The 26,006-nt window shown below is 66.3% G+C and carries 31 protein-coding genes; 29 read left to right on the plus strand and 2 right to left on the minus strand.

Features of this window, described 5'->3' with window-relative positions; all coding sequences use genetic code 11:
- The first annotated feature begins 437 nt into the window (after positions 1–437).
- Complete coding sequence (locus ACTTAI_RS10240; RefSeq protein ID WP_444455612.1) at positions 438–686, plus strand: Hint domain-containing protein; 249 nt, start codon at positions 438–440, stop codon at positions 684–686.
- A 92-nt stretch (positions 687–778) separates the two neighbouring features.
- On the opposite strand, the gene ACTTAI_RS10245 is transcribed toward ACTTAI_RS10240, so the two are convergent.
- Together ACTTAI_RS10245 and ACTTAI_RS10250 are read right to left on the minus strand one after the other, a co-directional pair.
- Positions 779–1,633: an NAD(P)H-hydrate dehydratase gene (locus ACTTAI_RS10245; RefSeq protein ID WP_444455613.1), complete on the minus strand. Its 855-nt coding sequence runs from the start codon at positions 1,631–1,633 to the stop codon at positions 779–781.
- A gap of 74 nt (positions 1,634–1,707) precedes the next feature.
- A complete protein-coding gene (locus ACTTAI_RS10250) occupies positions 1,708–2,319 on the minus strand; it encodes an NAD(P)H-hydrate epimerase (RefSeq protein WP_444455614.1) in 612 nt (203 codons plus the stop codon).
- Between the two features lie 195 nt (positions 2,320–2,514).
- Between ACTTAI_RS10250 and ACTTAI_RS10255 the strand changes: the two genes are divergently transcribed.
- From ACTTAI_RS10255 to cysE, 28 genes are all read left to right on the plus strand, one after another.
- Positions 2,515–2,853 (plus strand): P-II family nitrogen regulator, encoded by a 339-nt coding sequence (locus tag ACTTAI_RS10255; RefSeq protein ID WP_444455615.1) that lies wholly within the window; start codon positions 2,515–2,517, stop codon positions 2,851–2,853.
- Positions 2,854–2,933: 80 nt separating this feature from the next.
- The gene (gene glnA / locus ACTTAI_RS10260; RefSeq protein WP_444455616.1) at positions 2,934–4,343 is read left to right on the plus strand and encodes a type I glutamate--ammonia ligase; all 1,410 of its coding nucleotides are present in this window, start codon (positions 2,934–2,936) and stop codon (positions 4,341–4,343) included.
- A gap of 204 nt (positions 4,344–4,547) precedes the next feature.
- The gene (gene fabD, locus ACTTAI_RS10265; RefSeq protein ID WP_444455617.1) at positions 4,548–5,477 is read left to right on the plus strand and encodes an ACP S-malonyltransferase; all 930 of its coding nucleotides are present in this window, start codon (positions 4,548–4,550) and stop codon (positions 5,475–5,477) included.
- An 81-nt stretch (positions 5,478–5,558) separates the two neighbouring features.
- Entirely contained in the window at positions 5,559–6,296 is a 738-nt protein-coding gene (fabG, locus tag ACTTAI_RS10270; protein WP_444455618.1) for a 3-oxoacyl-ACP reductase FabG, read from the plus strand.
- 202 nt (positions 6,297–6,498) lie between these two features.
- Positions 6,499–6,732 (plus strand): acyl carrier protein, encoded by a 234-nt coding sequence (locus ACTTAI_RS10275; protein WP_013067402.1) that lies wholly within the window; start codon positions 6,499–6,501, stop codon positions 6,730–6,732.
- A gap of 155 nt (positions 6,733–6,887) precedes the next feature.
- Positions 6,888–7,292, plus strand: a complete 405-nt coding sequence (locus ACTTAI_RS10280) for a hypothetical protein (protein WP_444455619.1) — start codon at positions 6,888–6,890, stop codon at positions 7,290–7,292.
- A 126-nt stretch (positions 7,293–7,418) separates the two neighbouring features.
- Positions 7,419–7,991, plus strand: coding sequence for an RNA 2',3'-cyclic phosphodiesterase (gene thpR, locus ACTTAI_RS10285; RefSeq protein WP_444455620.1), 573 nt, complete (start codon positions 7,419–7,421; stop codon positions 7,989–7,991).
- A gap of 79 nt (positions 7,992–8,070) precedes the next feature.
- Entirely contained in the window at positions 8,071–9,333 is a 1,263-nt protein-coding gene (gene fabF, locus ACTTAI_RS10290; protein ID WP_444455621.1) for a beta-ketoacyl-ACP synthase II, read from the plus strand.
- Positions 9,333–10,493 (plus strand): endolytic transglycosylase MltG, encoded by a 1,161-nt coding sequence (gene mltG / locus ACTTAI_RS10295; protein WP_444455735.1) that lies wholly within the window; start codon positions 9,333–9,335, stop codon positions 10,491–10,493. The genes fabF and mltG overlap by 1 nt, the downstream gene beginning before the upstream one ends.
- Positions 10,494–10,697: 204 nt before the next feature.
- A complete protein-coding gene (locus ACTTAI_RS10300) occupies positions 10,698–11,021 on the plus strand; it encodes a hypothetical protein (protein ID WP_444455622.1) in 324 nt (107 codons plus the stop codon).
- Complete coding sequence (locus ACTTAI_RS10305; RefSeq protein WP_444455623.1) at positions 10,960–12,318, plus strand: DNA-packaging protein; 1,359 nt, start codon at positions 10,960–10,962, stop codon at positions 12,316–12,318. The genes ACTTAI_RS10300 and ACTTAI_RS10305 overlap by 62 nt, the downstream gene beginning before the upstream one ends.
- Before the next feature lie 183 nt (positions 12,319–12,501).
- Positions 12,502–13,692: a phage portal protein gene (locus ACTTAI_RS10310; protein ID WP_444455624.1), complete on the plus strand. Its 1,191-nt coding sequence runs from the start codon at positions 12,502–12,504 to the stop codon at positions 13,690–13,692.
- A gap of 3 nt (positions 13,693–13,695) precedes the next feature.
- The gene (locus tag ACTTAI_RS10315; RefSeq protein WP_444455625.1) at positions 13,696–13,929 is read left to right on the plus strand and encodes a GTA head formation protein, RCAP_rcc01685 family; all 234 of its coding nucleotides are present in this window, start codon (positions 13,696–13,698) and stop codon (positions 13,927–13,929) included.
- 10 nt (positions 13,930–13,939) lie between these two features.
- Positions 13,940–14,494 carry an HK97 family phage prohead protease gene (locus ACTTAI_RS10320; protein WP_444455626.1) on the plus strand — a complete coding sequence of 185 codons (555 nt, stop codon included), beginning with the start codon at positions 13,940–13,942 and terminating at the stop codon, positions 14,492–14,494.
- A 31-nt stretch (positions 14,495–14,525) separates the two neighbouring features.
- Entirely contained in the window at positions 14,526–15,722 is a 1,197-nt protein-coding gene (locus tag ACTTAI_RS10325) for a phage major capsid protein (protein WP_444455627.1), read from the plus strand.
- A 176-nt stretch (positions 15,723–15,898) separates the two neighbouring features.
- Positions 15,899–16,492, plus strand: coding sequence for a head-tail connector protein (locus ACTTAI_RS10330; RefSeq protein ID WP_444455628.1), 594 nt, complete (start codon positions 15,899–15,901; stop codon positions 16,490–16,492).
- Positions 16,489–16,827, plus strand: coding sequence for a head-tail adaptor protein (locus ACTTAI_RS10335; RefSeq protein ID WP_444455629.1), 339 nt, complete (start codon positions 16,489–16,491; stop codon positions 16,825–16,827). The genes ACTTAI_RS10330 and ACTTAI_RS10335 overlap by 4 nt, the downstream gene beginning before the upstream one ends.
- Positions 16,824–17,231 (plus strand): DUF3168 domain-containing protein, encoded by a 408-nt coding sequence (locus tag ACTTAI_RS10340; RefSeq protein ID WP_444455630.1) that lies wholly within the window; start codon positions 16,824–16,826, stop codon positions 17,229–17,231. The genes ACTTAI_RS10335 and ACTTAI_RS10340 overlap by 4 nt, the downstream gene beginning before the upstream one ends.
- A 73-nt stretch (positions 17,232–17,304) precedes the next feature.
- Positions 17,305–17,718: a phage major tail protein, TP901-1 family gene (locus ACTTAI_RS10345; protein ID WP_444455631.1), complete on the plus strand. Its 414-nt coding sequence runs from the start codon at positions 17,305–17,307 to the stop codon at positions 17,716–17,718.
- A gap of 8 nt (positions 17,719–17,726) precedes the next feature.
- Positions 17,727–18,053 carry a gene transfer agent family protein gene (locus ACTTAI_RS10350; protein WP_444455632.1) on the plus strand — a complete coding sequence of 109 codons (327 nt, stop codon included), beginning with the start codon at positions 17,727–17,729 and terminating at the stop codon, positions 18,051–18,053.
- Positions 18,050–18,259 (plus strand): rcc01693 family protein, encoded by a 210-nt coding sequence (locus ACTTAI_RS10355; RefSeq protein ID WP_444455633.1) that lies wholly within the window; start codon positions 18,050–18,052, stop codon positions 18,257–18,259. The genes ACTTAI_RS10350 and ACTTAI_RS10355 overlap by 4 nt, the downstream gene beginning before the upstream one ends.
- A gap of 3 nt (positions 18,260–18,262) precedes the next feature.
- On the plus strand, positions 18,263–18,922 hold the full coding sequence (locus ACTTAI_RS10360) for a phage tail tape measure protein (protein ID WP_444455634.1): 660 nt from the start codon (positions 18,263–18,265) through the stop codon (positions 18,920–18,922).
- A gap of 10 nt (positions 18,923–18,932) precedes the next feature.
- The gene (locus ACTTAI_RS10365) at positions 18,933–19,565 is read left to right on the plus strand and encodes a phage distal tail protein, Rcc01695 family (RefSeq protein WP_444455635.1); all 633 of its coding nucleotides are present in this window, start codon (positions 18,933–18,935) and stop codon (positions 19,563–19,565) included.
- A complete protein-coding gene (locus ACTTAI_RS10370) occupies positions 19,565–20,455 on the plus strand; it encodes a DUF2163 domain-containing protein (protein WP_444455636.1) in 891 nt (296 codons plus the stop codon). The genes ACTTAI_RS10365 and ACTTAI_RS10370 overlap by 1 nt, the downstream gene beginning before the upstream one ends.
- Positions 20,452–20,904: a peptidase gene (locus tag ACTTAI_RS10375; protein WP_444455637.1), complete on the plus strand. Its 453-nt coding sequence runs from the start codon at positions 20,452–20,454 to the stop codon at positions 20,902–20,904. Before ACTTAI_RS10370 ends, ACTTAI_RS10375 begins: the two co-directional genes overlap by 4 nt.
- On the plus strand, positions 20,905–24,819 hold the full coding sequence (locus ACTTAI_RS10380) for a baseplate multidomain protein megatron (protein ID WP_444455638.1): 3,915 nt from the start codon (positions 20,905–20,907) through the stop codon (positions 24,817–24,819).
- Positions 24,820–24,821: 2 nt separating this feature from the next.
- Complete coding sequence (locus tag ACTTAI_RS10385; protein ID WP_444455639.1) at positions 24,822–25,238, plus strand: DUF7742 family protein; 417 nt, start codon at positions 24,822–24,824, stop codon at positions 25,236–25,238.
- Entirely contained in the window at positions 25,180–25,998 is an 819-nt protein-coding gene (gene cysE, locus ACTTAI_RS10390) for a serine O-acetyltransferase (protein WP_444455640.1), read from the plus strand. The genes ACTTAI_RS10385 and cysE overlap by 59 nt, the downstream gene beginning before the upstream one ends.
- Positions 25,999–26,006 lie beyond the last annotated feature (8 nt).

Consider the following 26,006-nt stretch of genomic DNA (forward strand, 5'->3'; position numbering starts at 1 on the left):
CTGTGTAGGGGGGCAACAGGTCTCTTCGCAAAATAGGTTTTGTTAACCTTTTCCCTCGTCAGCGCCGGGGGCTTGGCCTAGTCTGGGATCAGAGCCGTAAAGGCCGAAAGAGCAGAACAGCCGGAAACCGGCACCAGAGCAGGAAGACCCGATGGACAGGCAGGCCACGGGGCGCGACGAGGAAGGCGGAGCCAAGGGGCCTGCGTCTTCTGCGCCATCGTTCACATTCGATTCCCGAAAAAGTGCCGAGGGCGCGCATGGGGTGGCGGGCTTCGCCATGGGGTCGCGCGTGGCGACCATGGATGGGCTCTTGCCAGTCGAGTTTCTGAGCCTTGGCGATCGGATCGTCACCCGTGCCGGCATGCGGGTGCTGCGCGGGCTTTCGAGCCTGCCGCTGGTGTCGCGGCTTGTCGCGATTGCCCCCGGCGCGCTTGGCCATGACCGGCCGGGGCAGGCGATGGTTCTGGGGGGCGGGCACGCCGGTGCTGCTGCGCGACTGGCGGGCGCAGGTGATGTTCGGCACGTCACAGGCGCTGGTGCCGGTCGAACGGCTGATCGACGGGCAGTTCATCACCCGGTTGAGCGGTCAAAAGATCCGGCTGTTCGCGCTGCATTTCGACGCGCCCGAGGTGATCTATGCCGACGGGGTGGAGATCGGCTGCAAACCGTTGGTCGTGCGCGCATAACCGACGTTCCAAAGGGCGTATTTGCACCAAGGAAAAGGCCGTTGGTTTTTTCTTGGTGCAAATACGCCCTTTCCGCGCTGACAAAACGCGGATCAGAGGTTCAGCGCGCGGAACACCTTGGGCAGTTCTTCGGGCAGATCTTCGGCGATAAGGCCGGGGCCGAAGCTGCGGGCGGCCTCGACATGCAGCCAGGTGCCGGTGCAGGCCGCTTCGAAGGGCGAGAAGCTGCGCGCCATCAGACCGGCGATGATTCCGGCCAGAACATCGCCCGATCCGGCGGTCGCCAGCCAGGGGGCGGCGCGCGGGCCGGTGGCGCTGTGCAGCGCAGCCTCGCCCGAGGGGGCGGCGATGGCGGTTTCCGGCCCTTTCAACAGCACGGTGCATTTGACCCTGTCGGCGGCGTGACGGGCGGCTTCGACCTGGGTCAGCGAGCCGTCTTCGAGGGCATGCGCGAGGTCGGGGAACAGGCGGCGGAACTCGCCCAGATGCGGGGTGATCACCACCTGTTCGTGCAGCGCATTGAAGAGCGGGCGCGGATCGGCGGTGAAAGCGGTCAGCGCATCGGCATCAAGCACGGTCGGGCGGCGCAGCCAGAGCGCGGCCGGGGCCATTTCAAGCGCGCGGGGTTGGCCCAGACCGGGACCAAGGCAGAGCGCATTCAGCCGTGGGTCCTGAAAATGGCCGCGCAGGGAATAGGCATCGGGCAGGGCGGTCAGCATGATCGCGGTCAGCTGCGCCGCATTCTCGGCCAGGCTGACTTGCGGGCAGGCCAGCGTCACGAGGCCCGCGCCGACCCGCAGCGCCGCGCGGGCGGCCAGACGGGCGGCCCCGCCCTTGCCGGGGCTTCCTGCCAGAACCATCGCATGGCCGTGGTCGTATTTGTGACCCTCCGGCGATTTGGTGAGGCGGGAGCGCATTTCCTCGGTCAGGGTGATCTGGCGGATCATGGCGGTCTCCGGCGCGGTCGGTCCTTTTTCACCATATACGCAGCCGTTGGTGTGAAAAGGGTGAAGATTTCCCCTCAGAGCCCGATCGGTTTGACGATGACGCCGATGCCTTCGGCGCGCAGGCGGGCATGCAGCGGTTTCTCGCGGTGGAAGGTCACGGCGAGCGAGCAGGGCGCCGAGGGCCAGCCGATGGAATCGGGTTGGGCATCGGCGTCGCGCCCGGACGGCAGGTCGATCGCCAGCACCGGACGCCCCGCGGCGGCCAGTGCGCCGAAGATCGGACCGAAACCCGTCAGCGGCCGCGTCAGCCCGATGCCGAACAGTGCATCGACGACCAGATCGGCCGTGCTGAAATCGGGCGCCGCAGGCAGGGGCGCAATCGTGCCGATGCGCCGCCAGCGGTCGTGATTGGTGCGGGCGTCAGGCGGCAGCCGCTCGGGGTCGCCGTAAAGATAGAGCGTCACCTTCCAGCCGCGGCGGCGCAGCAGACGCGCGACCACGAAACCGTCGCCGCCATTGTTGCCCGGCCCGCAGAGCACGACCGCGTGGCGGGGCGTATCGCTCGGGGTGCGAAAATCGGGCCAGGCCTCGCCGATCGCCTCGACCACGCCGGTTCCGGCGCGTTCCATCAGGTCGAGACCGCTGAAGCGGCCCGAGGCAATGGCGGCTCTCTCGAGGCTGCGCATTTCATCACTCGTCAAGATTTCCGTCATTTGCTGCCCAAAGAGTTTCCATTCCGCACAATAAATATGCTAACCGCTCAATTCATCATCGCCATCGGGGGAATCCCTCGGCGCGGCACCCGAGGCAAAAGCTAGCCGATTGCGGGGCGGCGTGGAAAGTGGTGAGACGAGTGCGCAAGATCGAAAGGGGGAGTCGGCATGAAGAAGGTCGAGGCGATCATCAAGCCTTTCAAGCTCGATGAAGTGAAGGAAGCGCTTCAGGAAGCTGGAATCCAGGGGCTGAGCGTGATCGAAGTGAAGGGCTTCGGGCGGCAAAAGGGCCACACCGAGCTTTATCGCGGGGCCGAATATGTCGTCGACTTCCTGCCCAAGGTGAAGATCGAGATGGTGCTGCCCGACGAGATGGTCGATGTCGCCATCGAGGCGATCATCGGCGCCGCGTGCACCGAAAAGATCGGTGACGGCAAGATCTTCGTGTCCTCCATCGAACAGGCGATCCGCATCCGCACCGGCGAGACCGGCGAAGACGCGGTCTGAGATTTAGACATTCGGGCCTTCGGCCCTGAACCGCAACGGGCTTGCCCGGAACCCATGCTCAACGAAAGGGTAATTTGCAAATGAGCGTAGTCAAAAAGGCTCTCGATCTGATGAAGGCGGAGGAAGTCGAATATGTCGACATCCGCTTCTGCGACCCGCGTGGCAAACTGCAGCACGTGACGCTGATCGCCGACCTCGTGGACGAGGACTTCTTCGAGGAAGGCTTCATGTTCGACGGCTCGTCGATCGCGGGCTGGAAGTCGATCGATCAGTCGGACATGAAACTGATCCCCGACGCCTCTTCGGTCTACATCGACCCCTTCTATGCCGAAAAGACCATGTGCGTGCATTGCAACGTGGTCGAACCGGACACCGGCGAAGCCTATTCGCGCGACCCGCGCGGCATCGCGCTGAAAGCCGAAGCCTATCTGAAGTCCTCGGGCATCGGTGACGCCGCCTATTTCGGGCCGGAAGCCGAATTCTTCATCTTCGACGACGTGCGCTACTCGGTCACCCCGGCCAAGGTCGCCTACCAGATCGACGCCGAAGCGGCGGCCTGGAACACCGACGCCGAAGTCGAGATGGGCAACCTCGCCCACCGCGCTGGCCACAAGGGCGGCTACTTCCCGGTGAACCCGGTCGACGAAGCCCAGGACCTGCGTGGCGAGATGCTCTCGACCATGAAGCGCATGGGCATGAAGGTCGACAAGCACCACCACGAAGTGGCGACCTGCCAGCACGAACTCGGGCTGATCTTCGGCACGCTCACCGAGCAAGCCGACAACATCCTGAAATACAAATACGTCATCCACAACGTCGCGCATGCCTATGGCAAGACCGTGACCTTCATGCCGAAGCCCATGAAGGGCGACAACGGCTCGGGGATGCACGTCAACATGTCGATCTGGAAAGACGGGAAACCGCTCTTTGCCGGTGACAAATATGCGGACCTGTCGCAAGAAGCGCTCTACTTCATCGGCGGTATCCTGAAACACGCGAAAGCGCTGAACGCCCTGACCAACCCGGGCACCAACAGCTACAAGCGTCTGATCCCGGGCTTCGAAGCCCCGGTGCTGCGCGCCTATTCGGCCCGCAACCGCTCGGGCTGCGTCCGTATTCCGTGGACCGAGTCGCCGAAAGCCAAACGCGTCGAAGCCCGCTTCCCCGATCCGTCGGCGAACCCCTATCTGGCGTTTGCTGCCCTCCTGATGGCCGGTCTCGACGGCATCAAGAACAAGATCGACCCGGGTCCGGCGTCGGACAAGGACCTCTACGATCTGCCGCCGGAAGAACTGGCCGCGATCCCGACCGTTTGCGGTTCGCTGCGTGAAGCGCTGACCGAGCTCGAAAAGGATCACGAGTTCCTGCTCGCCGGTGACGTCTTCACCAAGGACCAGCTGGAAGGCTACATGGCGCTGAAGTGGGAAGAAGTGTATGCCTACGAGCACACCCCCCACCCGGTCGAATACCAGATGTACTACTCCTGCTGAGTGGCGGGATGGTTTGGGAAAGGGCGCCTTTGGGCGCCCTTTTTCATTGCCGAAGAGAAGGGGGCGTATTTGGACCAGGAAAAGTCAGTTGTTTTTTCTTGGTCCAAATACGCTCTTTTGCCTGCGGCGCTTGACCCCGGGCGGCGCGGTTGCCCCGGACGCTGCGTCAAGGTATGAAACGGCAGCATTACCAAGGAGGCGGGCATGAGCGTGGCATGGGTGTTCCCCGGTCAAGGGGCGCAGACGATCGGAATGGGCAAGGCCTTGGCCGAGGCTTATCCGGCGGCGAAGGCGGTCTTCGACGAGGTCGACGCGGCTCTGGGTGAAAAGCTGAGCGCGCTGATCTGGGAGGGCGAGATCGAGCGGCTGACGCTGACGGCAAATGCGCAACCGGCGCTGATGGCGACCTCGCTGGCCGCGGTTGCAGCGCTGAAGGCCGAAGGGATCGAGATCGGCTCGGCCGCCTTTGTTGCCGGGCACTCGCTTGGCGAGTATTCGGCGCTTTGTGCGGCGGGTGCTCTGACGCTGGCCGATACGGCGCGGCTCTTGCGCATCCGCGGCGAGGCGATGCAATCGGCGGTGCCGGTGGGCGTGGGCGCGATGGCGGCTTTGCTGGGGCTCGATTTCGCCACGGCGGCCGAGGTTGCGGCCGAGGCGGCGCAGGGCGAAGTTTGTCAGGCGGCGAATGACAATGATCCTGCGCAGGTGGTCGTTTCGGGACACAAGGCCGCTGTCGAGCGCGCGGTCGAGATTGCCAAGGGCAAGGGCGCGAAGCGGGCGGTGATGCTGCCGGTCTCCGCCCCCTTCCATTGCGCGCTGATGCAACCCGCGGCGGACCGGATGGCCGAGGCGCTGGCGGCGGTGACGGTCTCGGCGCCGATCGTGCCGGTCGTGGCGAACGTGCGCGCCGAGGCGGTGTGTGACCCCGAGACAATTCGCCAACTGCTGGTGGCGCAGGTCACGGGCTCGGTGCGCTGGCGCGAGTCGGTGCTGTGGATGGTGTCGCAAGGCGTGACCGACTTCTGCGAAGTGGGCGCAGGCAAGGCGCTGTCGGGCATGATCAAGCGCATCGCCAAGGAAACGACGCAGAAAGCCGTCGGCACGCCCGAGGATGTGGCGGCGCTGAAGAGCTGAGCGGGCCAAGCCGGGGGCTCTGCCCCCGGACCCCCGGGATATTTGTGGCAAGATAAATGTCACGTCAGGAAAGGCTTGCAGATGTTTGATCTGACTGGGAAATCGGCGCTGGTGACGGGCGCCTCTGGTGGTATCGGTGGCGAGGTGGCGAAGGCGCTGCATGCGGCCGGGGCCAAGGTGGCGCTGTCGGGCACGCGGGTCGAGCCGCTCGAGAAGTTGGCGGCGGAGCTTGGCGAGCGGGCCTTTGTGTGCCCGGCGAACCTCTCGGACCCCGCTTCGGTCGAAGCGCTGCCGAAGGCCGCCGTCGAGGCGATGGGGTCTGTGGATATCCTTGTGAACAACGCGGGCATCACCCGCGACAACCTCTTCATGCGGATGTCGGACGAGGAATGGGCGAGCGTGATCGACGTCAACCTGACCGCCTCTTTCCGGCTGATGCGCGGCGTGCTGCGCGGCATGATGAAGGCGCGCTGGGGGCGGATCGTCAACATCACCTCGGTCGTCGGCCAGACCGGCAACCCGGGGCAGGGCAACTATGCCGCCGCGAAGGCGGGGCTCACCGGCATGTCGAAATCGCTGGCCTATGAAGTGGCGAGCCGCGGCATCACCGTGAACTGCGTCGCGCCCGGCTTCATCGCCACGGCGATGACCGACAAGCTGAATGACGAGCAGAAGGCGAAGATCCTGACGCAGATCCCGGCCGGGCGCATGGGCGCGGCCGAGGAGATCGCGGCGGCGGTGCTTTACCTTGCCTCGCCCGAGGCGGGCTATGTCACCGGCACGACGCTGAGCGTCAACGGCGGTATGGCGATGATCTGAGGTCACTGGTGTGACGAGTTGCCCCTGCCGCTGCGGCAGGGGGGAAAGCAAAACGGCTTGCCTTGTGCTTTCACTGTGATATGAGCGGCGGGGACGAGCGGGGGGTTAGCCTCGGCTCGCGGCAGCCCGGCAAAACGGGCGTTGAAGCCGCTCGAACGAGCACTGACAGGATGGGTTTCGGCCCCCTAAACGAGGAAGAAACATGAGCGACATCGCGGATCGCGTGAAGAAGATCGTCGTGGAGCATCTGGGCGTGGAAGAGGACAAGGTCACCGAGACCGCCTCGTTCATCGACGATCTCGGCGCCGACAGCCTTGACACCGTGGAACTGGTGATGGCTTTCGAAGAAGAATTCGGCATCGAGATTCCGGACGACGCCGCGGAAACCATCCAGACCTTCGGCGATGCGGTGAAGTTCATCACCGAAGCCGCCTGATCGGTTTTCGAGCTTTAAAGCTTGACGAACGGCGCCCCTTGGGGCGCCGTTTGCATTTGGGGCGCTGCCGTGATCGGTTTCGGGAACCGTGGCGCTTGCTGAATCGTGAAATTAGGTACATTCTGAACTCCGGATTTCCCGAGAAGGAGTTTGTGATGTTTCTGTCCAAAGCTGTTTTCGCCGCAAGTGTTGCGGCCCTGTTGGCGGCCCCGGCCTGCGCGGACCCCGCGGTGGGTATTGGGGTCTCGATCGCCTTTGGGGGCGGTCAGGTTCAGTCGGGCTTGGGCCTGCGGGTGTTTTCGGATGACGAGGATGACAGCGTCGTGGCGACGGCCGGTGTCGATTACCTGTTTCAGAGCAAGTCCTGGCGCGGCACCTTTGGCGGCGCCTATGTGAACGATGATGCCTATGTCGGCCTTGATCTGGGCTATGGCTTCGGCGGCGGTGGCTTCACCTACGGTCCGAGCGGTGGTTTCGTGAGCACGACTGCGCCTGCGGCCGCGCCCGCAAGCGGCGGCGGTGGCGGCGGTGGCGGGCCGGAGGTCCAGTCGCCGCTCTGAGTGGCTTGCCGTGTCATCAGGCCATCGGGGCTGGCGGATCTTTCGCCAGCCCTTTCGGTTTCTGCCGCGACCTCTCTTTCGCGCGGCACGGAGATCGGGCCCGATCGAGGGGAACAAGGAGGGGCGATGCGGGTCTTTCTGGGCATCATGGTTCCCGAGGCGCTTTGGGGCGCGGTTGCGTCCTTGCAGGGCGAGTTGGGCTGCGGGCGGGCGGTGGCCGAGGAGGCGCTGCATCTGACGCTGGTGTTTCTGGGCGATGTCGACCCGCCGGAACTGGAGCTGCTGCACGAGGAACTGGTCGGGATTTCGGTTGCGCCGGTCACGCTGGGTCTGGCGGGGCTGGATGTGATTGAAGGCGGCGATCGGACGCGGGCTCTGGTGCTGAAGCTGCGGCCCGAACCGGCGCTTGAGGCCTTGCAGGCGAAGCTGGCGCAGGCGGCGCGGCGGGCGGGGATCGATCTCGAACGGCGCCGGTTTCGGCCGCATGTGACGATCGCGCGCTTCAACAAGGGCTTGACCGAGACTCAGGCGGCGCGGCTGGGGCATTTGCTGGAAAGCCGGGGCGATGTGGTCTTGCCGGAGTGGCGGGTGACGGGCTTTGCGCTGCTGCGCTCGCATCTGACGCGCGAAGGGGCCGAGTATGAGGTGCTGGCCGACTATCCCGAGTGCCCGGACTTTACGCGAGGGCAGGCGAAGTGATGCCTGCGGCGGCGCATGACGTTGCACGGCTTTTGCGGCCCGTGTAGAAGGCCTTAACGAAACGCGAAAGGGGTTTGCGATGCGTCGGGTTGTCGTCACGGGTCTGGGTCTGGTCACGCCGCTGGCTTGCGGGGTCGAAGAAACCTGGTCGCGGCTTCTGGCTGGTCAGTCGGGGGCGGGGCCGATCACGCGCTTCGACGCCTCGAATGTGGTGACGAAATACGCCTGTGAAGTGCCGCGGGGCGATGGCACCGAGGGCACGTTCAATCCCGATCAGTGGATGGAGCCGAAAGAGCAACGCAAGGTTGACGAGTTCATCCTTTACGGCGTTGCCGCGGCGGTGCAGGCGGTGAAGGATTCGGGCTGGGAGCCGGAAGACGAGGACGCGCGGTGCCGCACCGGCGTGATGATCGGCTCGGGTATCGGCGGGCTGCAGACGATTGCGGAAAACGCCGTCCTGATCAAGGAGAAGGGGCCGAAACGTGTCAGCCCGTTCTTCATTCCGGCGGCGCTGATCAACCTCGTCTCGGGGCATGTCTCGATCCGCTTCGGCTTCAAGGGGCCGAACCATGCGGTGGTGACGGCTTGCGCGACGGGCGCCCATGCGATCGGCGATGCGGCGCGGCTGATTGCGCTTGGCGATGCCGATGTGATGGTGGCTGGTGGCGCCGAGAATCCGATTTCCGAGATTGGCATCGCCGGGTTCAACGCCTGCAAGGCGTTGTCGACCAAGCGGGCCGAGGAACCGACGGCGGCGAGCCGTCCGTGGGATGCCGACCGCGATGGCTTCGTCATGGGCGAGGGCGCGGGCGTCGTCGTGCTGGAAGAATATGAGCACGCGAAAGCGCGCGGCGCGAAGATCTATGCCGAGGTGCTGGGCTATGGCATGTCGGGCGATGCCTATCACATCACTGCGCCGTCGGAAGATGGCGATGGCGGTTTCCGGGCGATGAGTGCGGCGGTGAAACGCGCGGGGATCGATCCGAGCGAGATCGATTACATCAACGCGCATGGCACCTCGACCATGGCCGACACGATCGAGCTGGGCGCGGTCGAGCGGCTTCTGGGCGAGGCGGCGTCGAACGCCACGATGTCCTCGACGAAATCGGCGATCGGGCATTTGCTGGGGGCTGCCGGGGCGGTCGAGGCGATCTTCTGCATTCTGGCGATCCGCGATCAGGTCGCGCCGCCGACGCTGAACCTCGACAACCCGGCGGTCGAGGCGAAGATCGACCTTGCGCCGAAGGCGGCGGTGAAGCGCAAGATCGACATCGCGATGTCGAACAGCTTCGGCTTTGGCGGCACCAATGCGGCGCTGATCCTGGGCAAGGTGCGCGGATGATGTGGCGCAACATCGTCTCCAACTTCCTGACGCTGTTGATTGTTCTGATGGTTGTGTTGGGGGGAGTGGTGACCTGGGCGAAGCGTCAGTATGACGGGCCCGGTCCGCTGACGGCGGGGATGTGTCTGCGCGTCGAGCCCGGCGCGAAGTTTCGGGATATCTCGGAGACGCTGAAGGACAAGGGCGCGATTTCCTCGGCCTATATCTTCCGCGCCGGGGCCGATTACGACAAGAAGGCGGGCAAGCTGAAGGTGGGGTCTTATCTGATCGCACCGGGGTCTTCGATGGCGGGAATCGTGACGCAGATCACCGAGGGGGGACCCTCGACCTGCGGAACCGAGCTGAATTACCGCATCGGGGTGAATGGCCAGCAGATGATCCTGCGCGAGCTGGACCCTGCGGTGGGCGATTATGTCGAGACGGCGAAATTCGATCCGAAGCTGGAGCCGGCGCCCGAGGGCTTTGCCGAGCAGGCGGCGCAGTCGGATGTGCGGCTGCGGGTGACTTTGGCCGAGGGCGTGACCAGCTGGCAGGTGGTCGAGGCGTTGAAATCGGCGGATTTCCTGAGTGGCGAGGTGGCGAAGCTGCCGCCCGAGGGGAGCCTGTCGCCCGACAGCTACGAGATGAAGCGCGGTGCGAAGCGGGCGGATCTGCTGGCCGAGATGACCGAGCGGCAGAAGGCGGTTCTGGCCGAGGCCTGGGCGGCGCGGGCGCCGGGGCTGCCCTACAAGACGCCCGAGGAGGCGCTGGTGATGGCCTCGCTGGTGGAAAAGGAAACCGGCGTACCGGAGGAGCGGGCGCGGGTGGCGAGCGTCTTCGTCAACCGGATCGCGCAGGGGATGCGGCTGCAGACCGACCCGGCGGTGATCTATGGCGTGACCAAGGGTCAGGGCGTGCTGGGGCGCGGTCTGCGGCAGTCGGAGTTGCGGCGCGAGACGCCTTACAACACCTATGTCATCGACGGGCTGCCGCCGGGGCCGATCTGCAACCCGGGCACGGCGGCGATCAAGGCGGCGCTGAATCCTGATTCGACGAAGTTCCTGTATTTCGTGGCGGACGGCACCGGCGGCCATGCCTTTGCCGAGACGATCACGGAGCATAACAAGAACGTCGCGCGCTGGCGGGAGATCGAAAAAGACCCAAGGCCAGGGCGCAAGTGACGGAAACTGAGAGAAAACCCCGGCCTTGTCCGGGGTTTTTTCGTTTGCCGGCGCGCAACCTTGAATTTAGCGATTGACTTTGCGAACGATCTAGGGTAGATATTTGTCATGCTAGGAGAGGTGGGCAAGCGCAACGGGTGACCGTGTGCGCTTTTTTTCATTTCGCTCGTGCGGATCAGGCATGAGAGGCGGGTAACTCAGAACATGGACATGGGGTTCAAGGGTGGGGACGCTCCTCCGGTGGATTTGCTGGAGGAGACGGAGGAGCTTTATCGGGAAATTGCCGGGGAACTGGCGCTGGCGATGCGAGGGGTTCGCCAGGGCGAGATGAAGGAGGCCAAGGCCGCCGCGCAGGCGGTCAAGGACCTTCGCACGGCCTTCCAGATGGTGATGGAAGAAAGGGTGCGCGTTGAAAAACTTCGCAGACAAGTGGCCGGAGTCGTCTCCGGAAGCGAGCTCGACCTGGATGCTGCCCGGGCTGAGATCGGGCGCCGCCTGGCTTGCCTCCGCGACGCCGCAGGAGGTTGACGGCTTTCTGAACGGGCTTGGGGACAATGCGTTGCTGGCCTTGCCCTGGATCTTCGAGTTCTGGGCCTTGCCCCATCAGCTGCCCCCCGTGGGCGGCTGGAAGAGCTGGGTGATCATGGGGGGACGCGGGGCTGGCAAGACACGGGCCGGGGCGGAATGGGTGCGCGCGCAGGTTGAGGGCGCGCGGCCCGCCGACCCCGGCCGGGCGCATCGCGTGGCGCTGGTGGGCGAGACCTTCGATCAGGTGCGCGATGTGATGATCTTTGGCGAGAGCGGGATTCTGGCCTGTTCGCCGCCGGATCGGCGCCCGGAGTGGGAGGCGACGAAGCGGCGGCTGGTCTGGGCGAATGGCGCGACGGCGCAGGCCTATTCGGCGCAGGAACCCGAGGCGCTGCGCGGGCCGCAGTTCGACGCCGCCTGGATCGATGAGCTGGCGAAGTGGAAAAAGGCCGAGGAAACCTGGGACATGCTGCAATTCGCGCTGCGGCTGGGTCCGCATCCGCAGCAGGTGATTACCACGACGCCGCGCAATGTGGGGGTGCTGAAGGCGATCCTTGCAAACCCCTCGACCGTGCTGACCCATGCGCCGACCGAGGCGAACCGGGCCTATCTGGCGGAAAGCTTCCTGACCGAGGTGCAGGCGCGCTATGCGGGCACGCGGCTTGGGCGGCAGGAACTGGAAGGCGTGTTGCTTGAGGATGTCGAGGGCGCGCTGTGGACGACGGCGCAGCTCGAGGGGCTGCGGCTGGCGGCACCGCCGCAGATGGACCGGGTGGTGGTGGCGCTCGATCCGGCGGTGACGGGCGGCGCGGGCTCGGATGAATGCGGAATCGTCGTGGCGGGGGCGATGACGCGCGGGCCGGTTCAGGACTGGCGGGCCTTTGTGCTCGAAGATGCGTCGGTTCGCGGGCGGCCGACCGATTGGGCGCGGGCGGCGATTGCGGCGATGGAGCGTTGGGGCGCCGAGAAGCTGGTGGCCGAGGTCAATCAGGGCGGCGACATGGTCGAAAGCGTGCTGCGGCAGATCGATCCCTTGGTGCCGTTCAAGGCGCTGCGGGCCTCGCGGGGCAAGTCGGCGCGAGCCGAGCCGGTGGCGGCTTTGTATGAGCAGGGCCGGGTGAAGCATTGCCGTGACGGGCGGCTTGGCACGCTTGAGGATCAGATGTGCCGGATGACGGTGCAGGGCTATGCGGGCAAGGGCTCGCCCGACCGGGTGGATGCGCTGGTCTGGGCGATGACCGAGTTGATGATCGAGCCTGCGGCGCATTGGCGACGGCCGCAGGTGCGCGGGCTTTGAGCGCGCAAGGGCGTATTTGAGCCAAGAAAAAGCCCGGTGTTTTTCTTGGTGAAAATACGCCACGGGGGTGCGGGGGTGTGAAACCCCCGCTTCTGCCGGAAGTCAGGTCGAAAGGGTCGGGAGGTTTCCCGGCCCTTTTTCTTTGGCCGGGGTCTTGGGCCGGGCCGCGACGAGGAGAACGGGATGGGACTGAATTTCTTTCGCAGGGCGGCCCCGGAGGTTACGGCCGAGACGGCGGTCGAGCGCAAGGCCTCGGTGACGGGGCGGATCGTGGCGATGGCTTCGGGGGCGGGGCGGCCGGTCTGGGGGCCGCGCGATACGGTCAGCCTGATGCGCTCGGGGTTCAATGGCAATCCGGTCGGGTTCCGCTCGGTCAAGCTGATTGCCGAGGCGGCGGCGGCGGTGCCCTTGATCTGTCAGGATGCCGAGCGGCGTTATGATGTGCATCCGGTGCTGGATCTGTTGCGCCGTCCGAATGCCGCGCAGGGGCGGGCGGAACTGTTCGAGGCGCTGATCGGGCAGATCCTGCTGTCGGGGAACGGCTATCTGGAGGCGGTCTGTCCCGAGCCGGGCGTGCCGAAGGAGCTGCATGTGCTGCGCTCGGACCGGATGGCGGTGGTGCCGGGAACGGATGGTTGGCCGGTGGCCTATGATTACACCGTGGGCGGGCGGAAGCATCGGTTCGACATGACGGGCCATCCCGATCCGATCTGTCATATCAAGAGCTTCCATCCGACCGACGACCATTATGGGCTAAGCCCGATGCAGGCGGCGGCGGTGGCCTTGGATGTGCATAACGCCGCGAGCGCCTGGTCGAAGGCGCTTCTGGACAATGCGGCGCGGCCGTCGGGGGCGATCATCTACAAGGGCGCCGATGGGCAAGGGGTTCTGGCGCCCGAGCAATATGAGCGTCTGATCTTCGAGATGGAGACGCATCATCAGGGCGCGCGGAATGCCGGGCGGCCGATGCTGCTCGAAGGTGGGCTCGACTGGAAGCCGATGGGGTTCAGCCCCTCGGACATGGAATTTCACGAGACGAAGGCGGCGGCGGCGCGGGAGATCGCACTCGCCTTCGGGGTGCCGCCGATGCTGTTGGGCATTCCGGGCGATGCGACCTATGCCAATTACGCCGAGGCGAACCGGGCGTTTTACCGGCTGACCGTGTTGCCGCTTCTGACCCGGGTTTCGGCGGCGCTGGCGTGGTGGCTGTCGGGGTTCTGGGGCGCCGCGATCGAGCTGAAGCCGGATCTGGATCAGGTGCCGGCGCTTTCGGCCGAGCGCGATCAGCTTTGGGCACGGATCGGGGCGGCGGCCTTTCTGAGCGACAGCGAGAAACGGGTGCTTTTGGGGCTGCCGCCGGTTGCGGAGGGGTGAGGCATGGTGGTGGGGGGGTCGCGCTACCTCAAGGAGCCGTTCGAGGTGCATGAGCAGCGCTTCGAGGCGACCGAGCGGATCATGGAGTTGCAGTTCACCCAGGTGGAACGGCGGCTTGAACGCATCGAGGTGATGATCGAGCGGCTGGAAAAGCGTTTGTTCATGACGGTTTACGGCGTCGTCGCCGTGATCCTGACGCAGGCGGTGCAGGGCATTCTGAATTTTGCCCCGAAGTGAGGAGCGGAGAATGGAGAGAGGCGAGAGCGGGCTGGAGACGAAGTTCTGCGGCGCGCAACCGGTGCAGGTGCAGGAGGGAACGCGGATCGAGGGCTATGCGAGCCTGTTCGGTCTGCCCGATCAGGGCGGCGATGTGGTGGCCAAGGGCGCTTATGCGAAAAGTCTGGCGGCGATCGCGGCGCGGGGCGGCTCGGTCAAGATGCTGTGGCAGCATGATCCGGCGCAGCCGATCGGGGTCTGGGACGAAATCCGGGAAGACGTGCGCGGGCTTTATGTCAAGGGCAGGCTCTTGCCCGAGGTGGCGCGGGCGCGCGAAGCGGTGGCGCTGATCGAGGCGGGGGCGATCGACGGGCTGTCGATCGGCTATCGCACGATCACGGCCGAGAAGGACGCAAAAGGCCAGCGGCTGCTTGCGGAACTGGAGCTTTGGGAAGTGTCGCTGGTGACCTTCCCGATGCTTCGCGAGGCGCGGGTGGCGGCGAAGGGCGAAAGCCTTGCGGCGGCCGACTGGCGCGATCTGGCCGAGGCGCTGGCGAGGGCCACGGCCGAACTGGCGGCGCGCTGAGCCCCGCCGCTGCTGCAGGAGAGTTGAGAGGATGAAGACCGAGACCAAGGCTCGGGCCGGATCGGGCATGCCCGAGGGCCCCGATCCGGCCGCCGAGGTGAAAGCCGCGCTGGCCGGGTTCCTGAAGGAAGTCAAAGGCTTTCAGGACGACGTGAAGACGAGATTGCAACAACAGGAAGAGCGTGTGACCATGCTGCAGACCAGAACTTTCGCCGGGCGCCATGCCCTTGCTGCCGCGGCCTCGGAGGAGGCGCCGCATCAGAAGGCTTTCGCGGCCTATCTGCGCTCGGGCGACGACGGGGGCCTGCGCGGCCTGACGCTTGAGGGTAAGGGGATGACGACGGCGGTGGCGGCCGAGGGCGGCTATCTGGTCGATCCGCAGACCGCCGAGACGATCCGCGGCGTGCTGCGCTCGACCGCGTCGCTGCGCCAGATCGCCAATGTGGTGAATGTCGAGGCCACCGCCTTCGAAGTGCTGGTGGACAAGACCGATCTGGGCTCGGGCTGGGCGACCGAGGTGGCGGCGCTGACCGAAACCACCGCGCCGCAGATCGACCGCATCACGATTCCGCTTTACGAACTGGCGGCGATGCCGAAGGCGTCGCAACGGCTTCTGGATGACAGCGCCTTCGACATCGAGACCTGGCTGGCGGGTCGGATCGCCGACAAATTCGCCCGGGCGGAAGCGGCGGCCTTCATCGCGGGCGATGGCATAGACAAGCCGACCGGGTTCCTGACGAAGACGAAGGTGGCGAATGCGGCTTGGGCCTGGGGCAGCCTTGGCTATGTGGCGACCGGCGCGGCGGGGGATTTCGCGGCGGTGAATGCCTCGGATGCGGTCGTTGATCTGGTCTATGCGCTGGGGGCTGAATACCGGGCCAATGCGAGCTTCGTGATGAATTCGAAGACCGCGGGCGCGGTGCGCAAGATGAAGGATGCCGATGGCCGGTTCCTGTGGGCGGACAGTCTGGCGGCGGGAGAACCCGCGCGGCTGATGGGCTATCCGGTGCTGATCGCCGAGGACATGCCCGATATTGCCGTGAACGCCTATGCGATCGCCTTTGGCGATTTCGGCAATGGTTACACGATTGCCGAGCGTCCGGATCTGCGGGTGCTGCGTGACCCGTTCTCGGCCAAGCCGCATGTGCTGTTCTATGCCTCCAAGCGCGTGGGCGGCGATGTCAGTGATTTCGCCGCGATCAAGCTTCTCAAGTTTGCCGCCTCGTAACGGGCGGTGAAGGGGCCGGGGGGTAACCTCCGGCTGCCGCCGGTTCGCCGGACGGGCGGGCGCGGGCCTCAAACCGCTGCCTAGCTGCTCCCTCCGTCCGAGTGGCGGGGCGGGGTTTGCGCCCGAACGCCCAGATGCAGGACCGCGACAGGCGGTCGGCTTTTCGGAGAGTTTCCATGATGCTGAACGAACTGACGGCGGTGCCTTTGGCGGCGCTGCCGGTGGCCGAATTCCGCGACCATCTGCGGTTGGGCACCGGCTTTGCCGATGTGGGCGCCGAGGATGCGGCGTTGCAGGCCTATCTGCGGGCGGCAATGGCCGCGATCGAGGGGCGCACGGCCAAGGCGCTGATTTCCCGAGACTTCCGGCTTGCTCTGACCTGCTGGCGCTGGGGCGAGATGCAGACCTTGCCGATTGCACCGGTGAGCGCGGTGACTGCGCTGCGGCTGGTCGACAACGCGGGCGTCGCGACGCTGGTGCCCGCGGGCTGGCGGCTGGTGCAGGACATGGCGCGGCCGCGGATCGAGGCGCTGGGGGCGTTGCTGCCCACGATCCCGGTGAACGGCCGTGTCGAGATCGATTTCACCGCCGGGTTCGGGGCGGGCTGGAGCGCGCTGCCGGTCGATCTGGCGCAGGCGGTGTTCCTGCTGGCGGCGCAGTATTACGAGTTGCGCCATGACGGGGCGGCCGAGGGCGGCGCGATGCCCTTTGGCGTGATGGCGCTGATCGAACGCTGGCGCACGGTGCGGGTGCTCGGGGGGCGGCCATGACCCTGCCGCGGCTGAACCGCAAGCTGGTGCTGGAGGAGGCCACGCGCAGCGCCGATGGCGCGGGCGGGCATCGGTTGAGCTGGGTCGCCAAGGGCGCGCTTTGGGCCGAGGTGACGGCGGGCAGCGGGGTCGAACGGGCGGGGGAATTCGTCACGCTGGCCTCGGTGCCGTGGACCATCGTCGTGCGGGCGGCCCCGGTTGGGCATGCGAGCCGCCCGAAGCCCGAGCAGAGGTTTCGCGACGGCACGCGGATCTTTCGCATCCTCGCCGTCGCCGAGCGCGACCGGGAGGGGCATTACCTGACCTGCTTTGCCCGCGAGGAGGTGGTGGCATGAGCTATGCGGTTGCGAGCGCGTTGCAGGCGGCGGTCTATCAGCATCTGCGGGCGGATGCGCCCTTGGCGGCGCTGGTGGGCGCGGCGGTTTACGATGCGATGCCGCCGGGAACGCTGGTCGGCACCTATGTGAGCCTTGGGCCCGAGGATGTGGCCGATGCCTCGGACAAGACGGGCGATGGGGCGGTGCATGATTTCGTCGTTTCCGTGATCACCGACGAGGCGGGATTTGCCACGGCGAAGGCGGCGGCGGCAGCGGTCTCGGATGCGCTGGTGGGCGCCGATCTGGTGCTGGTGCGCGGGCGGCTGGTGGGGCTGTGGTTCCTGCGCGCGCAGGCGCGGCGGGTGGAAAAGGCCGATACGCGGCGGATCGATCTGACCTTTCGGGCAAGGGTCGAGGGCTGACGCCCTCGGGTCGGGCGAGGGTTGAGGGCCGATGCCTTTCGGGCGGTGAAATTTCAACATCTGGAGTGACGACATGGCGGCGCAGAACGGCAAGGACCTTCTGATCAAGATCGACCTGAGCGGGTCGGGGCAATTCGAGACCATCGCGGGGCTGCGCGCGACGCGGATCAGCTTCAATGCCGAGACGGTCGATGTGACCTCGCTTGAAAGCCAGGGTGGCTGGCGGGAATTGCTGGGGGGTGCGGGGGTGCGCTCGGCCGCGATTTCGGGCTCGGGGGTGTTCAAGGACGCCGATACCGACGAGCGGGCGCGGCAGATCTTTTTCGACGGGGAGGTGCCCGAGTTTCAGGTGATCATCCCCGATTTCGGCATCGTGCAGGGACCGTTCATGATCACCTCGATCGACTATGCGGGCAGCCACAATGGCGAGGCAACCTATGAGCTCGCGATGGCTTCGGCGGGTGCGTTGAGCTTCACGGCGATCTGAGGGTGATGATGGCGAACCCTTGGGCGGGCGAGGTCGAGGTGGTTCTGGGGGCCGAGCGGCGGGTGGCAAAGCTGACGCTGGGGGCCTTGGCGGAACTGGAGGCGGGGCTGGGAGAGGCCTCGCTGATGGATCTGGTTCGGCGGTTTGAAAGCGGGGCGTTTTCGAGCCGGGACGTGCTGGCGCTGTTGGTGGCGGGCTTGCGCGGCGGTGGCTGGGAGGGCCGGGCCGAGGATCTGCGCACGGTCGAGATCGGCGGCGGGCCGGTGGGCGCGGCGCGCATCGCGGCCGAGTTGCTGGCGCGCGCTTTTACCGTGCCGGGGCAGGGCGGATCGTGAGCGAGGGGCTGGATTGGCCGGGGCTGTTGCGGGTCGGGCTGAAGGGGCTGGGGCTGCGGCCATGGGACTTCTGGCGGCTGACGCCGACTGAGCTGGCCGTGATGCTGGGCGAGGTGGCGGGCGCGCCGCCGCTGACGCGCGGACGGCTTGCGGAGCTTGCGGCGCGGTTTCCCGATGTGGTGCGCGACGGCAATTCGAAAGGATGAGCGATGATCGAAGTTGACGGGCTCGATGCGCTGAGCCAGCAGGCGGCGGAATTGGAGCAGGCCTTGGGCGGCGCGGAGGGGGTGGCCGCGAGTTTCAGCGATGAACTCGGGCGGATGCGCGAAAGCCTGACCTATACGAGCCGCGAGGTGGGCAGCCTGTCGCAAAGCTTCGGGCGCTCGATCCGGCGGGCGTTCGATGGCGTGATCTTCGACGGCATGAAGCTCTCGGATGCGTTGAGTTCGGTGGCCGAGGGGATGGCGCAGGCGGCCTATTCGGTGGCGATGAAGCCGGTGCAGGATGCGATCGGCGGGGCGATTGCGACTTCGCTCAACGGGATGCTGGGCGGGGTTTTCGGGTTTGCGAAGGGCGGGGCCTTTTCGCAAGGACGGGTGATGCCCTTTGCCAAGGGCGGGGTCGTGTCTTCGCCCACCAATTTCGCGATGCGAGGCGCGACGGGGCTGATGGGCGAGGCCGGGCCCGAGGCGATCATGCCGCTGGCGCGGGGCGCGGACGGGCGGCTGGGCGTGCAGGCCGCGGGCGGGCGGGTGGTCAATGTGGTGATGAACGTCACGACGCCCGATGCGGCCGGGTTTGCCCGCTCTCAGGGCCAGATCGCGGCGCAGGTGAACCGCGCGCTCGCGCGTGGATCGCGCAACGCCTGAGGAGGAAATCATGGCATTTCATGAAGTTCGGTTCCCGGCCAATCTGAGTTTCGGCTCGGTCGGCGGGCCGGAGCGGCGCACCGAGATCGTCACGCTCTCGAGCGGGTTCGAGGAGCGCAACAGCCCCTGGGCGCATTCGCGGCGGCATTACGATGCCGGGGTTGGGTTGCGCAGTCTCGATGATGTCGAGCGGCTGATCGCGTTTTTCGAAGCGCGAGGCGGGCAGCTGCACGGCTTTCGCTGGAAGGACTGGGCCGATTACAAGAGTTGCCCGGCCTCGAAAGCGGTGACGCATGAGGATCAGCTGATCGGCATCGGGGATGGCGTGACGGCGGCGTTTCAGCTGGTCAAAACCTATGCCTCGGGCGGGCAGAGCTATGTGCGGCCGATCACGAAGCCGGTCGAGGGCACGGTCAAGTTGGGCATCGCGGGCGATCATCAGGCCGAGGCGGTGAATTTCGCGGTCGATCATGGCACCGGGATCGTCACCTTCAACGAGCCGCCGCCGAAAGGGGCGCGGGTGACGGCCGGGTTCGAATTCGACGTGCCGGTGCGGTTCGATACCGACCGGATCGCGGTCTCGGTGCAGTCGTTTCAGGCGGGGGATCTGCCGCAGGTGCCGGTGCTGGAGGTGCGGGTCTGATGGCCTATCCGGAGAGTTTGAAGGCGCATCTTGCGCAGGGCGTGACGACGCTGGCGCGGGCCTGGGCGCTGGTGCGGGCGGACGGGCGGGTGCTTGGCTTCACCGATCACGACCGGGTTCTGGCGTTCGAGGGGATCACTTTCGAGCCGGGCAGCGGGATGACGGCGAAGGCGCTGATGCAGAGCACGGGTCTGTCGGTCGACAATACGGAAAGCTACGGCGCGTTGAGTTCCGAGGCGATCACCGAGGCCGATATTTTGGCCGGGCGCTATGATGGCGCCGAGGTCCGGGTCTGGCTGGTGAACTGGGCCGACCCGAGCGAACGGGTGCTGACCTTTCGCGGGCGATTGGGCGAGGTGTCGCGCGGCGCAGGCGGGTTCACGGCCGAATTGCGCGGGCTGACCGAAGCCTTGGGGCTGGAGCAGGGGCGGATCTATCATCCGCGCTGCGCGGCCGTTCTGGGTGATGGCCAGTGCCGCTTCGATCTGACGAAGGACGGCTACGCGCTGGAGGCGACGTTGAGCGGCGTCGAGGAGGCGGTGCTGTTGCGCATCGGCGAGGGGGCGGGGTTCGAGGATCGCTGGTTCGAGAAGGGGCGGCTGGTGGTGCTGGGGGGCGCGGCAGTGGGCCTGATCGGCGTGGTGAAGAATGACCGGCTTCAATCGGATGGCTCGCGTCTGATCGAGCTTTGGCAGCGGTTGGGGGCCGATCCGATGGCAGGGGATCTGGTGCGGATCGAGCCCGGCTGCGACAAGCGCGCCGAAACCTGTCGGCTCAAGTTCGACAATTTCCTGAATTTTCGGGGATTCCCGCATATTCCGGGAGAGGACTGGCTGGTCTCCTATCCGGTGCAGAGCGGTACGAATGACGGTGGGAGCCTGTTTCGATGAGCACGGTCGGGTTGCAGGCGGTGGCGATTGCGCGGGCGTGGATTGGTACGCCCTATCGGCATCAGGTCTCGGTGCAGGGCGCGGGGACGGATTGTCTGGGGCTTTTGCGCGGGGTCTGGCGCGCGCTTTATGGCGCCGAGCCGGAGCTGGTGCCGCCCTATACGGCCGATTGGTCCGAGCCCGCGCGCGAGGAAGTGCTGTGGCGGGCGGCGGAGCGGCATCTGGTGGCTTTGCCCATCGGGGCGGGGCCCGAGCGCCCGGGCGAGGTGCTGCTGTTTCGGATGCGCGCTGGCGCGGTGGCCAAGCATCTGGGCATCGCCGCCGAGATCGGCGCGCGGGCGAGCTTCGTGCATGCTTACACGGGCCATGGTGTGGTCGAAAGCCCGCTGTCGGAGCCGTGGCGGCGCCGGATCGTGGCGCGGTTTCAATTTCCCGAGGGGGCAAGGTGAATGGCGACGATACTGCTTTCGGCGGCGGGCGCCGCGATTGGTGGTGGCTTTGGCGGCACGGTTCTGGGCCTGTCGGGGGCGGTGATCGGACGGGCCGTGGGGGCCACGCTGGGCCGGGTGATCGATCAGCGGCTTCTGGGATCGGGGTCGCAAAGCGTCGAGACCGGGCGGGTGGATCGGCTGCGGCTGTCGAGCGCCTCGGAGGGCGAGGCGGTCGGGCGGCTTTGGGGGCGGATGCGGGTTGCGGGGCAGGTGATCTGGGCGACGCGGTTCTTCGAGACGAAATCGGTCGAGAAAAGCGGCAAGGGCGCGCCGCGGGCCTCGGTCACGAGTTACAGCTATTCGTTGAGCCTCGCGCTGGCCTTGTGCGAGGGCGAGATCTTGCGGGTCGGCCGGGTTTGGGCGGATGGCAGCGAGATAGAGGCCTCGAGCCTGAACATGCGGGTTTACGGGGGTGGTGAGGATCAGCTGCCCGACCCGAAGATCGCGGCGGTCGAGGGGGCCGAGCAGGCGCCCGCCTATCGCGGCATTGCCTATGTGGTGATCGAGGATCTGCAGCTGAGCCCCTATGGCAACCGGGTGCCGCAGCTCAGCTTCGAGGTGGTGCGTGCGGCGCAAGGCGATCTGGCCGAGGCCGAGCCCGATCTGACGCGGGCGGTGCAGGCGGTGGCGCTGATCCCGGGCACGGGAGAATATGCGCTGGCGACGACGCCGGTCTATGTGACGACGGGCAGCGGCGTGACGGCGACGCAGGTGGTCGCGAACCAGAATGCCCCCGGTGGGCAGACCGATCTGGTCGCCGCGCTGGAGCGGCTGGAGGAGGAACTGCCGAACTGCGGGGCTGTGTCGCTGGTGGTGAGCTGGTTTGGCGATGATCTGCGCTGCGGGGCGTGTGATGTGAAGCCCAAGGTCGCCTCGGTGCTGGAAGAGGGCCGCAATATGCCTTGGCGGGTCTCGGGGGTGGAGCGGGCTACGGCCGAGGAAGTGCCGCTGCTGTCGGGGAGCTCGGTCTATGGTGGCACGCCTGCGGATGCGGCGGTGATCGAGGCGATTGCGGCCCTGCGCACGGCGGGCAAGGCGGTGATGCTCTATCCGTTCATCCTGATGGAGCAGCTGGCGGGGAATGCTCTGCCCGATCCCTGGAGCGACGCGGCCGAGCAGCCAGCCTTGCCCTGGCGGGGGCGGATCACGCTCTCGGTCGCGCCGGGGCGGGAGGGCAGCCCGGACGGAACGGCGGTGGCCGAAGCGCAGGTGGCGGGGTTCTTTGGCACCGCGCAGCCGGGTGACTTCGCAATCTCTGGTGGGCAGGTCGTCTATTCCGGCCCCGAGGAATGGTCGATGCGTCGCTTCATCCTGCATTATGCGCATCTGTGCCAGCTGGCGGGGGGCGTCGATGCCTTTTGCATCGGCACTGAGATGGTGGCGCTGACCCAGATCCGGGGGCCGGGGAACAACTTTCCGGCGGTGGCGGCATTTCGGCAGTTGGCGGCCGAGGTGAAAGCGATCCTCGGGGTTGGATGCAAGATCGGTTATGCGGCAGACTGGTCGGAATACTGGGGTTATACGCCGGGCAATGGCGATCGGTTCTTTCACCTGGACCCTCTCTGGGCCGATGCAAATATCGATTTCATCGGCATCGACAATTACATGCCGCTGTCGGATTGGCGGGACGGCGAGGATCATCTTGATGCTGGCTGGGGCTCGATCTACGCGCTCGATTATCTGCGCGCCAATATCGAGGGCGGCGAGTACTATGACTGGTATTACGCTGTGCCCGAACATCGCACAGCGCAGATCCGCACGCCGATCACCGATGGCGATCACGACGAGCCCTGGATCTGGCGAGCGAAGGACATTCGCAGCTGGTGGCTGAGCGATCACCATGAGCGGGTGGGGGGCGTGCGGTCCGAGGCGGCGACGGATTGGGTGCCGCAGTCGAAACCTGTCTGGTTTACCGAAATGGGCTGTGCGGCGATCAACAAGGGCACGAACCAGCCAAACAAGTTCTTGGACCCGAAAAGTTCGGAATCGAACCTGCCGCATTATTCCGACGGGCGGCGCGACGAGCTGATCCAGATGCAATATTTGCGCGCGATGACACGCTACTGGGGGGAGGCGGCGAAGAACCCGGTGTCCGCGGTTTATGGCGGGCCGATGCTCGACATGAGCCGCGCGCATGTCTGGGCTTGGGATACGCGGCCCTGGCCTCAGTTTCCGCTCAACACCGCGCTGTGGGCGGATGGCGACAACTATGCGCGCGGGCATTGGATTTCGGGACGGGCGGTAGCGCAGCCGTTGGCGAACGTCGTGGCCGAGATATGCAACGTGGCCGGGATCGAGGACATCGACGTGAGCGGACTTTATGGCCTTGTGCGCGGCTATACGATGACAGGCGACCAGACCGGGCGCTCGGGACTGCAGGCGCTGATGCTGGCCTATGGGTTCGAGGTGCTCGAGCGCGAGGGCAAGCTTGTGTTCCGGATGCGCGACGGTCGGGTCGATGCCACGCTGAGCGCGGCGGATCTGGCGATCGGTGAGGGCGACGCCATTGTCGAAACGGTGCGGTCGGCCAAGGCCGAGATCGCGGGGCGGGTTCGGCTGGCCTATGTCGAGGCGGATGGCGATTTTGAAGTCAAGGCGGTCGAGGCCGTCTTTCCCGACGAAGCGGCGGGGGCGGCTGCGGGATCGGAGCTGCCGCTGGCGCTGACGCGGGTGCAGGCGCAGGGCATCGTCGGGCGCTGGCTGGCCGAGGCCCGGGTGGCGCGCGACAGTTCGCGTTTCGCGCTGCCGCCCTCGCTCGGGCATCTGGGTGCGGGCGATGTGGTGGCGCTTGATCTGGCCGAGGGGCAGCGGCGCTATCGGATCGATCGGGTCGAAGATGCCGGGCTGATGCAGGTCGAGGCGGTGCGGGTCGAGCCCGGACTTTATGCGCCCGCCGACGAGGTGGAGGATCCGGCCAGCTTGCGCCCCTTTGCGGCGCCGGTGCCGGTGACGGCGGTGTTTCTGGATCTGCCTTTGATGAAGGGTGACGAGGATCCGATCGCGCCGCATCTGGCGGTGACGGCGACGCCCTGGCCGGGGACGGTGGCGGTCTGGGCCTCGGACGAGGATGCGGGATATGCGTTGAATGCGACGCTGGGCACGCGGGCGGTGATCGGGGAGACACTGACGCCGCTGCATCGTGCCGGGTCTGGGGTCTGGGACCGGGGGGCACCGCTGCGGGTGAAGCTGGCGAGCGGGGCGCTGGAGTCGGCGACGGCGTTGCGGGTGCTCAACGGGGCGAATGCGATGGCGATCGGCGATGGCAGTTCGGGCAATTGGGAGGTGTTTCAATTCACGCAGGCGTCGTTGATCAGCGGGCGGATCTGGGATCTTTCGCTGCGGTTGCGCGGACAGTTGGGCACCGACGCGCTGATGCCCGAGGTTTGGCCCGAGGGCAGTCTTGTGGTGTTGCTTGATGGTGCGCCCGAGCAGATCGCGCTGCCAAGCGCTGCGCGCGGGCTGGCGCGGCATTACCGGATCGGATCGGCGGCGCGGTCCTATGACGATCCGTCCTTCGTGCATCGGGTCGAGGCCTTCGCCGGGGTCGGGCTGCGACCGTTCAGCCCTTGTCATCTGCGCGCGGAACCAAGCGGCAGCGGCTGGAGCTTTCGCTGGGTGCGGCGGACGCGGATTGATGGCGACAGTTGGCAGGGCTACGAGGTGCCGCTGGGCGAGAGCGCGGAGCTGTATCTGATCCGGGTGCTGGAGGGAGCGGTTGTCAAACGCGAGGTGACGGTGGGCGAGACAAGTTGGACCTATCCGGCGGCGTTGCAGACGGCGGATGGCGTTGGCGGGGTCTTTACGCTTGAGGTGGCGCAGGTGTCGGAGGTTTACGGCCCCGGGCTGGCGGCGCGGATCGAGGTCGGGGCCTAGTCTTGCGACCGATCCTGATCGACGATCTGCTGATCGCGGCGCGGGCGGTGGCGGCTGTCGCAGCGTCCGAGCGCCCGGCGCGGCTGGCGCAATGGTTGCGCGAGGCGCATTGGGCCGATCTTTATCGCAAGCGGCTCGCCCGGTCGCATCCGCGCTGGGGCAATGGCTCGCTGATGGCGCGGGCGCTGCGGGAACCGGCTCTGCGGGGGCAGCGCCCCGATCGGGCCGAGATCGATCATCTGGCCGAGGTGATCGCAGCCGTTAAGTGCTGGCGCGCGAGGGGGCTTTGCACGGGCAATCAACTCCCCTATCTGAGGGACAATGCCTGTGTTAGGCTGACCCAAAGTCAAGGAGACTCCCATGTCCAAAACCCGCGCGAAGGTGGCTGCCATCGATCCGGTGTGGATGCGGATCTGTGAGGAAGCGCATGATGCCGTCAGTCAGGAGCCGCTTCTGGGCGCATTGATTCATGCGGGTCTTCTGCACCATGCGACGATGGAAAAGGCCTTGGCCTATCGGTTTTCGCTGAAGCTCGCCTCGGGTGAGATGAGCGAGCAATTGCTGCGCGAGATCGCCGACGAGGCTTATGGCGCTGATCCCGATCTTGGACAGGCGGCGCGGGCAGATCTGGTGGCGGTCTATGATCGTGACCCCGCGTGCCATCGGTTCCTGCAGCCGATCCTGTTCTTCAAGGGCTATCAGGCGCTGCAAAGCTATCGCATCGCGCATTGGCTCTGGCGGCAGGGGCGCAAGGACATGGCCTATTTCGTGCAGATGCGCACCTCGGAGGCCTTTGGTGTCGACATTCATCCGGCGGCCCGGATCGGCCGCGGCGTGATGATCGACCACGCCCATTCGATCGTGATCGGCGAGACGGCGGTGGTGGGCGACAATGTGTCGATGCTGCATTCGGTGACGCTGGGCGGCACCGGCAAGGAAGAGCAGGACCGCCATCCGAAAATCGGCAATGGTGTGCTGATCGGTGCGGGTGCGAAGGTGCTGGGCAATATTCACGTCGGCGACAATTCGCGGATCGCGGCGGGCTCGGTGGTGCTGGCCGATGTGCCGCGCTGCAAGACCGTGGCCGGGGTGCCCGCGAAGATCGTCGGCGAGGCGGGCTGTGCGCAGCCCTCGGTCAGCATGGATCAGCAATTGCGCGGTTGTGACTGCGAGGGCTGACGGCGGAT

Source organism: Rhodobacter capsulatus (assembly GCF_052363175.1).
GTDB lineage: Bacteria > Pseudomonadota > Alphaproteobacteria > Rhodobacterales > Rhodobacteraceae > Rhodobacter > Rhodobacter capsulatus_D.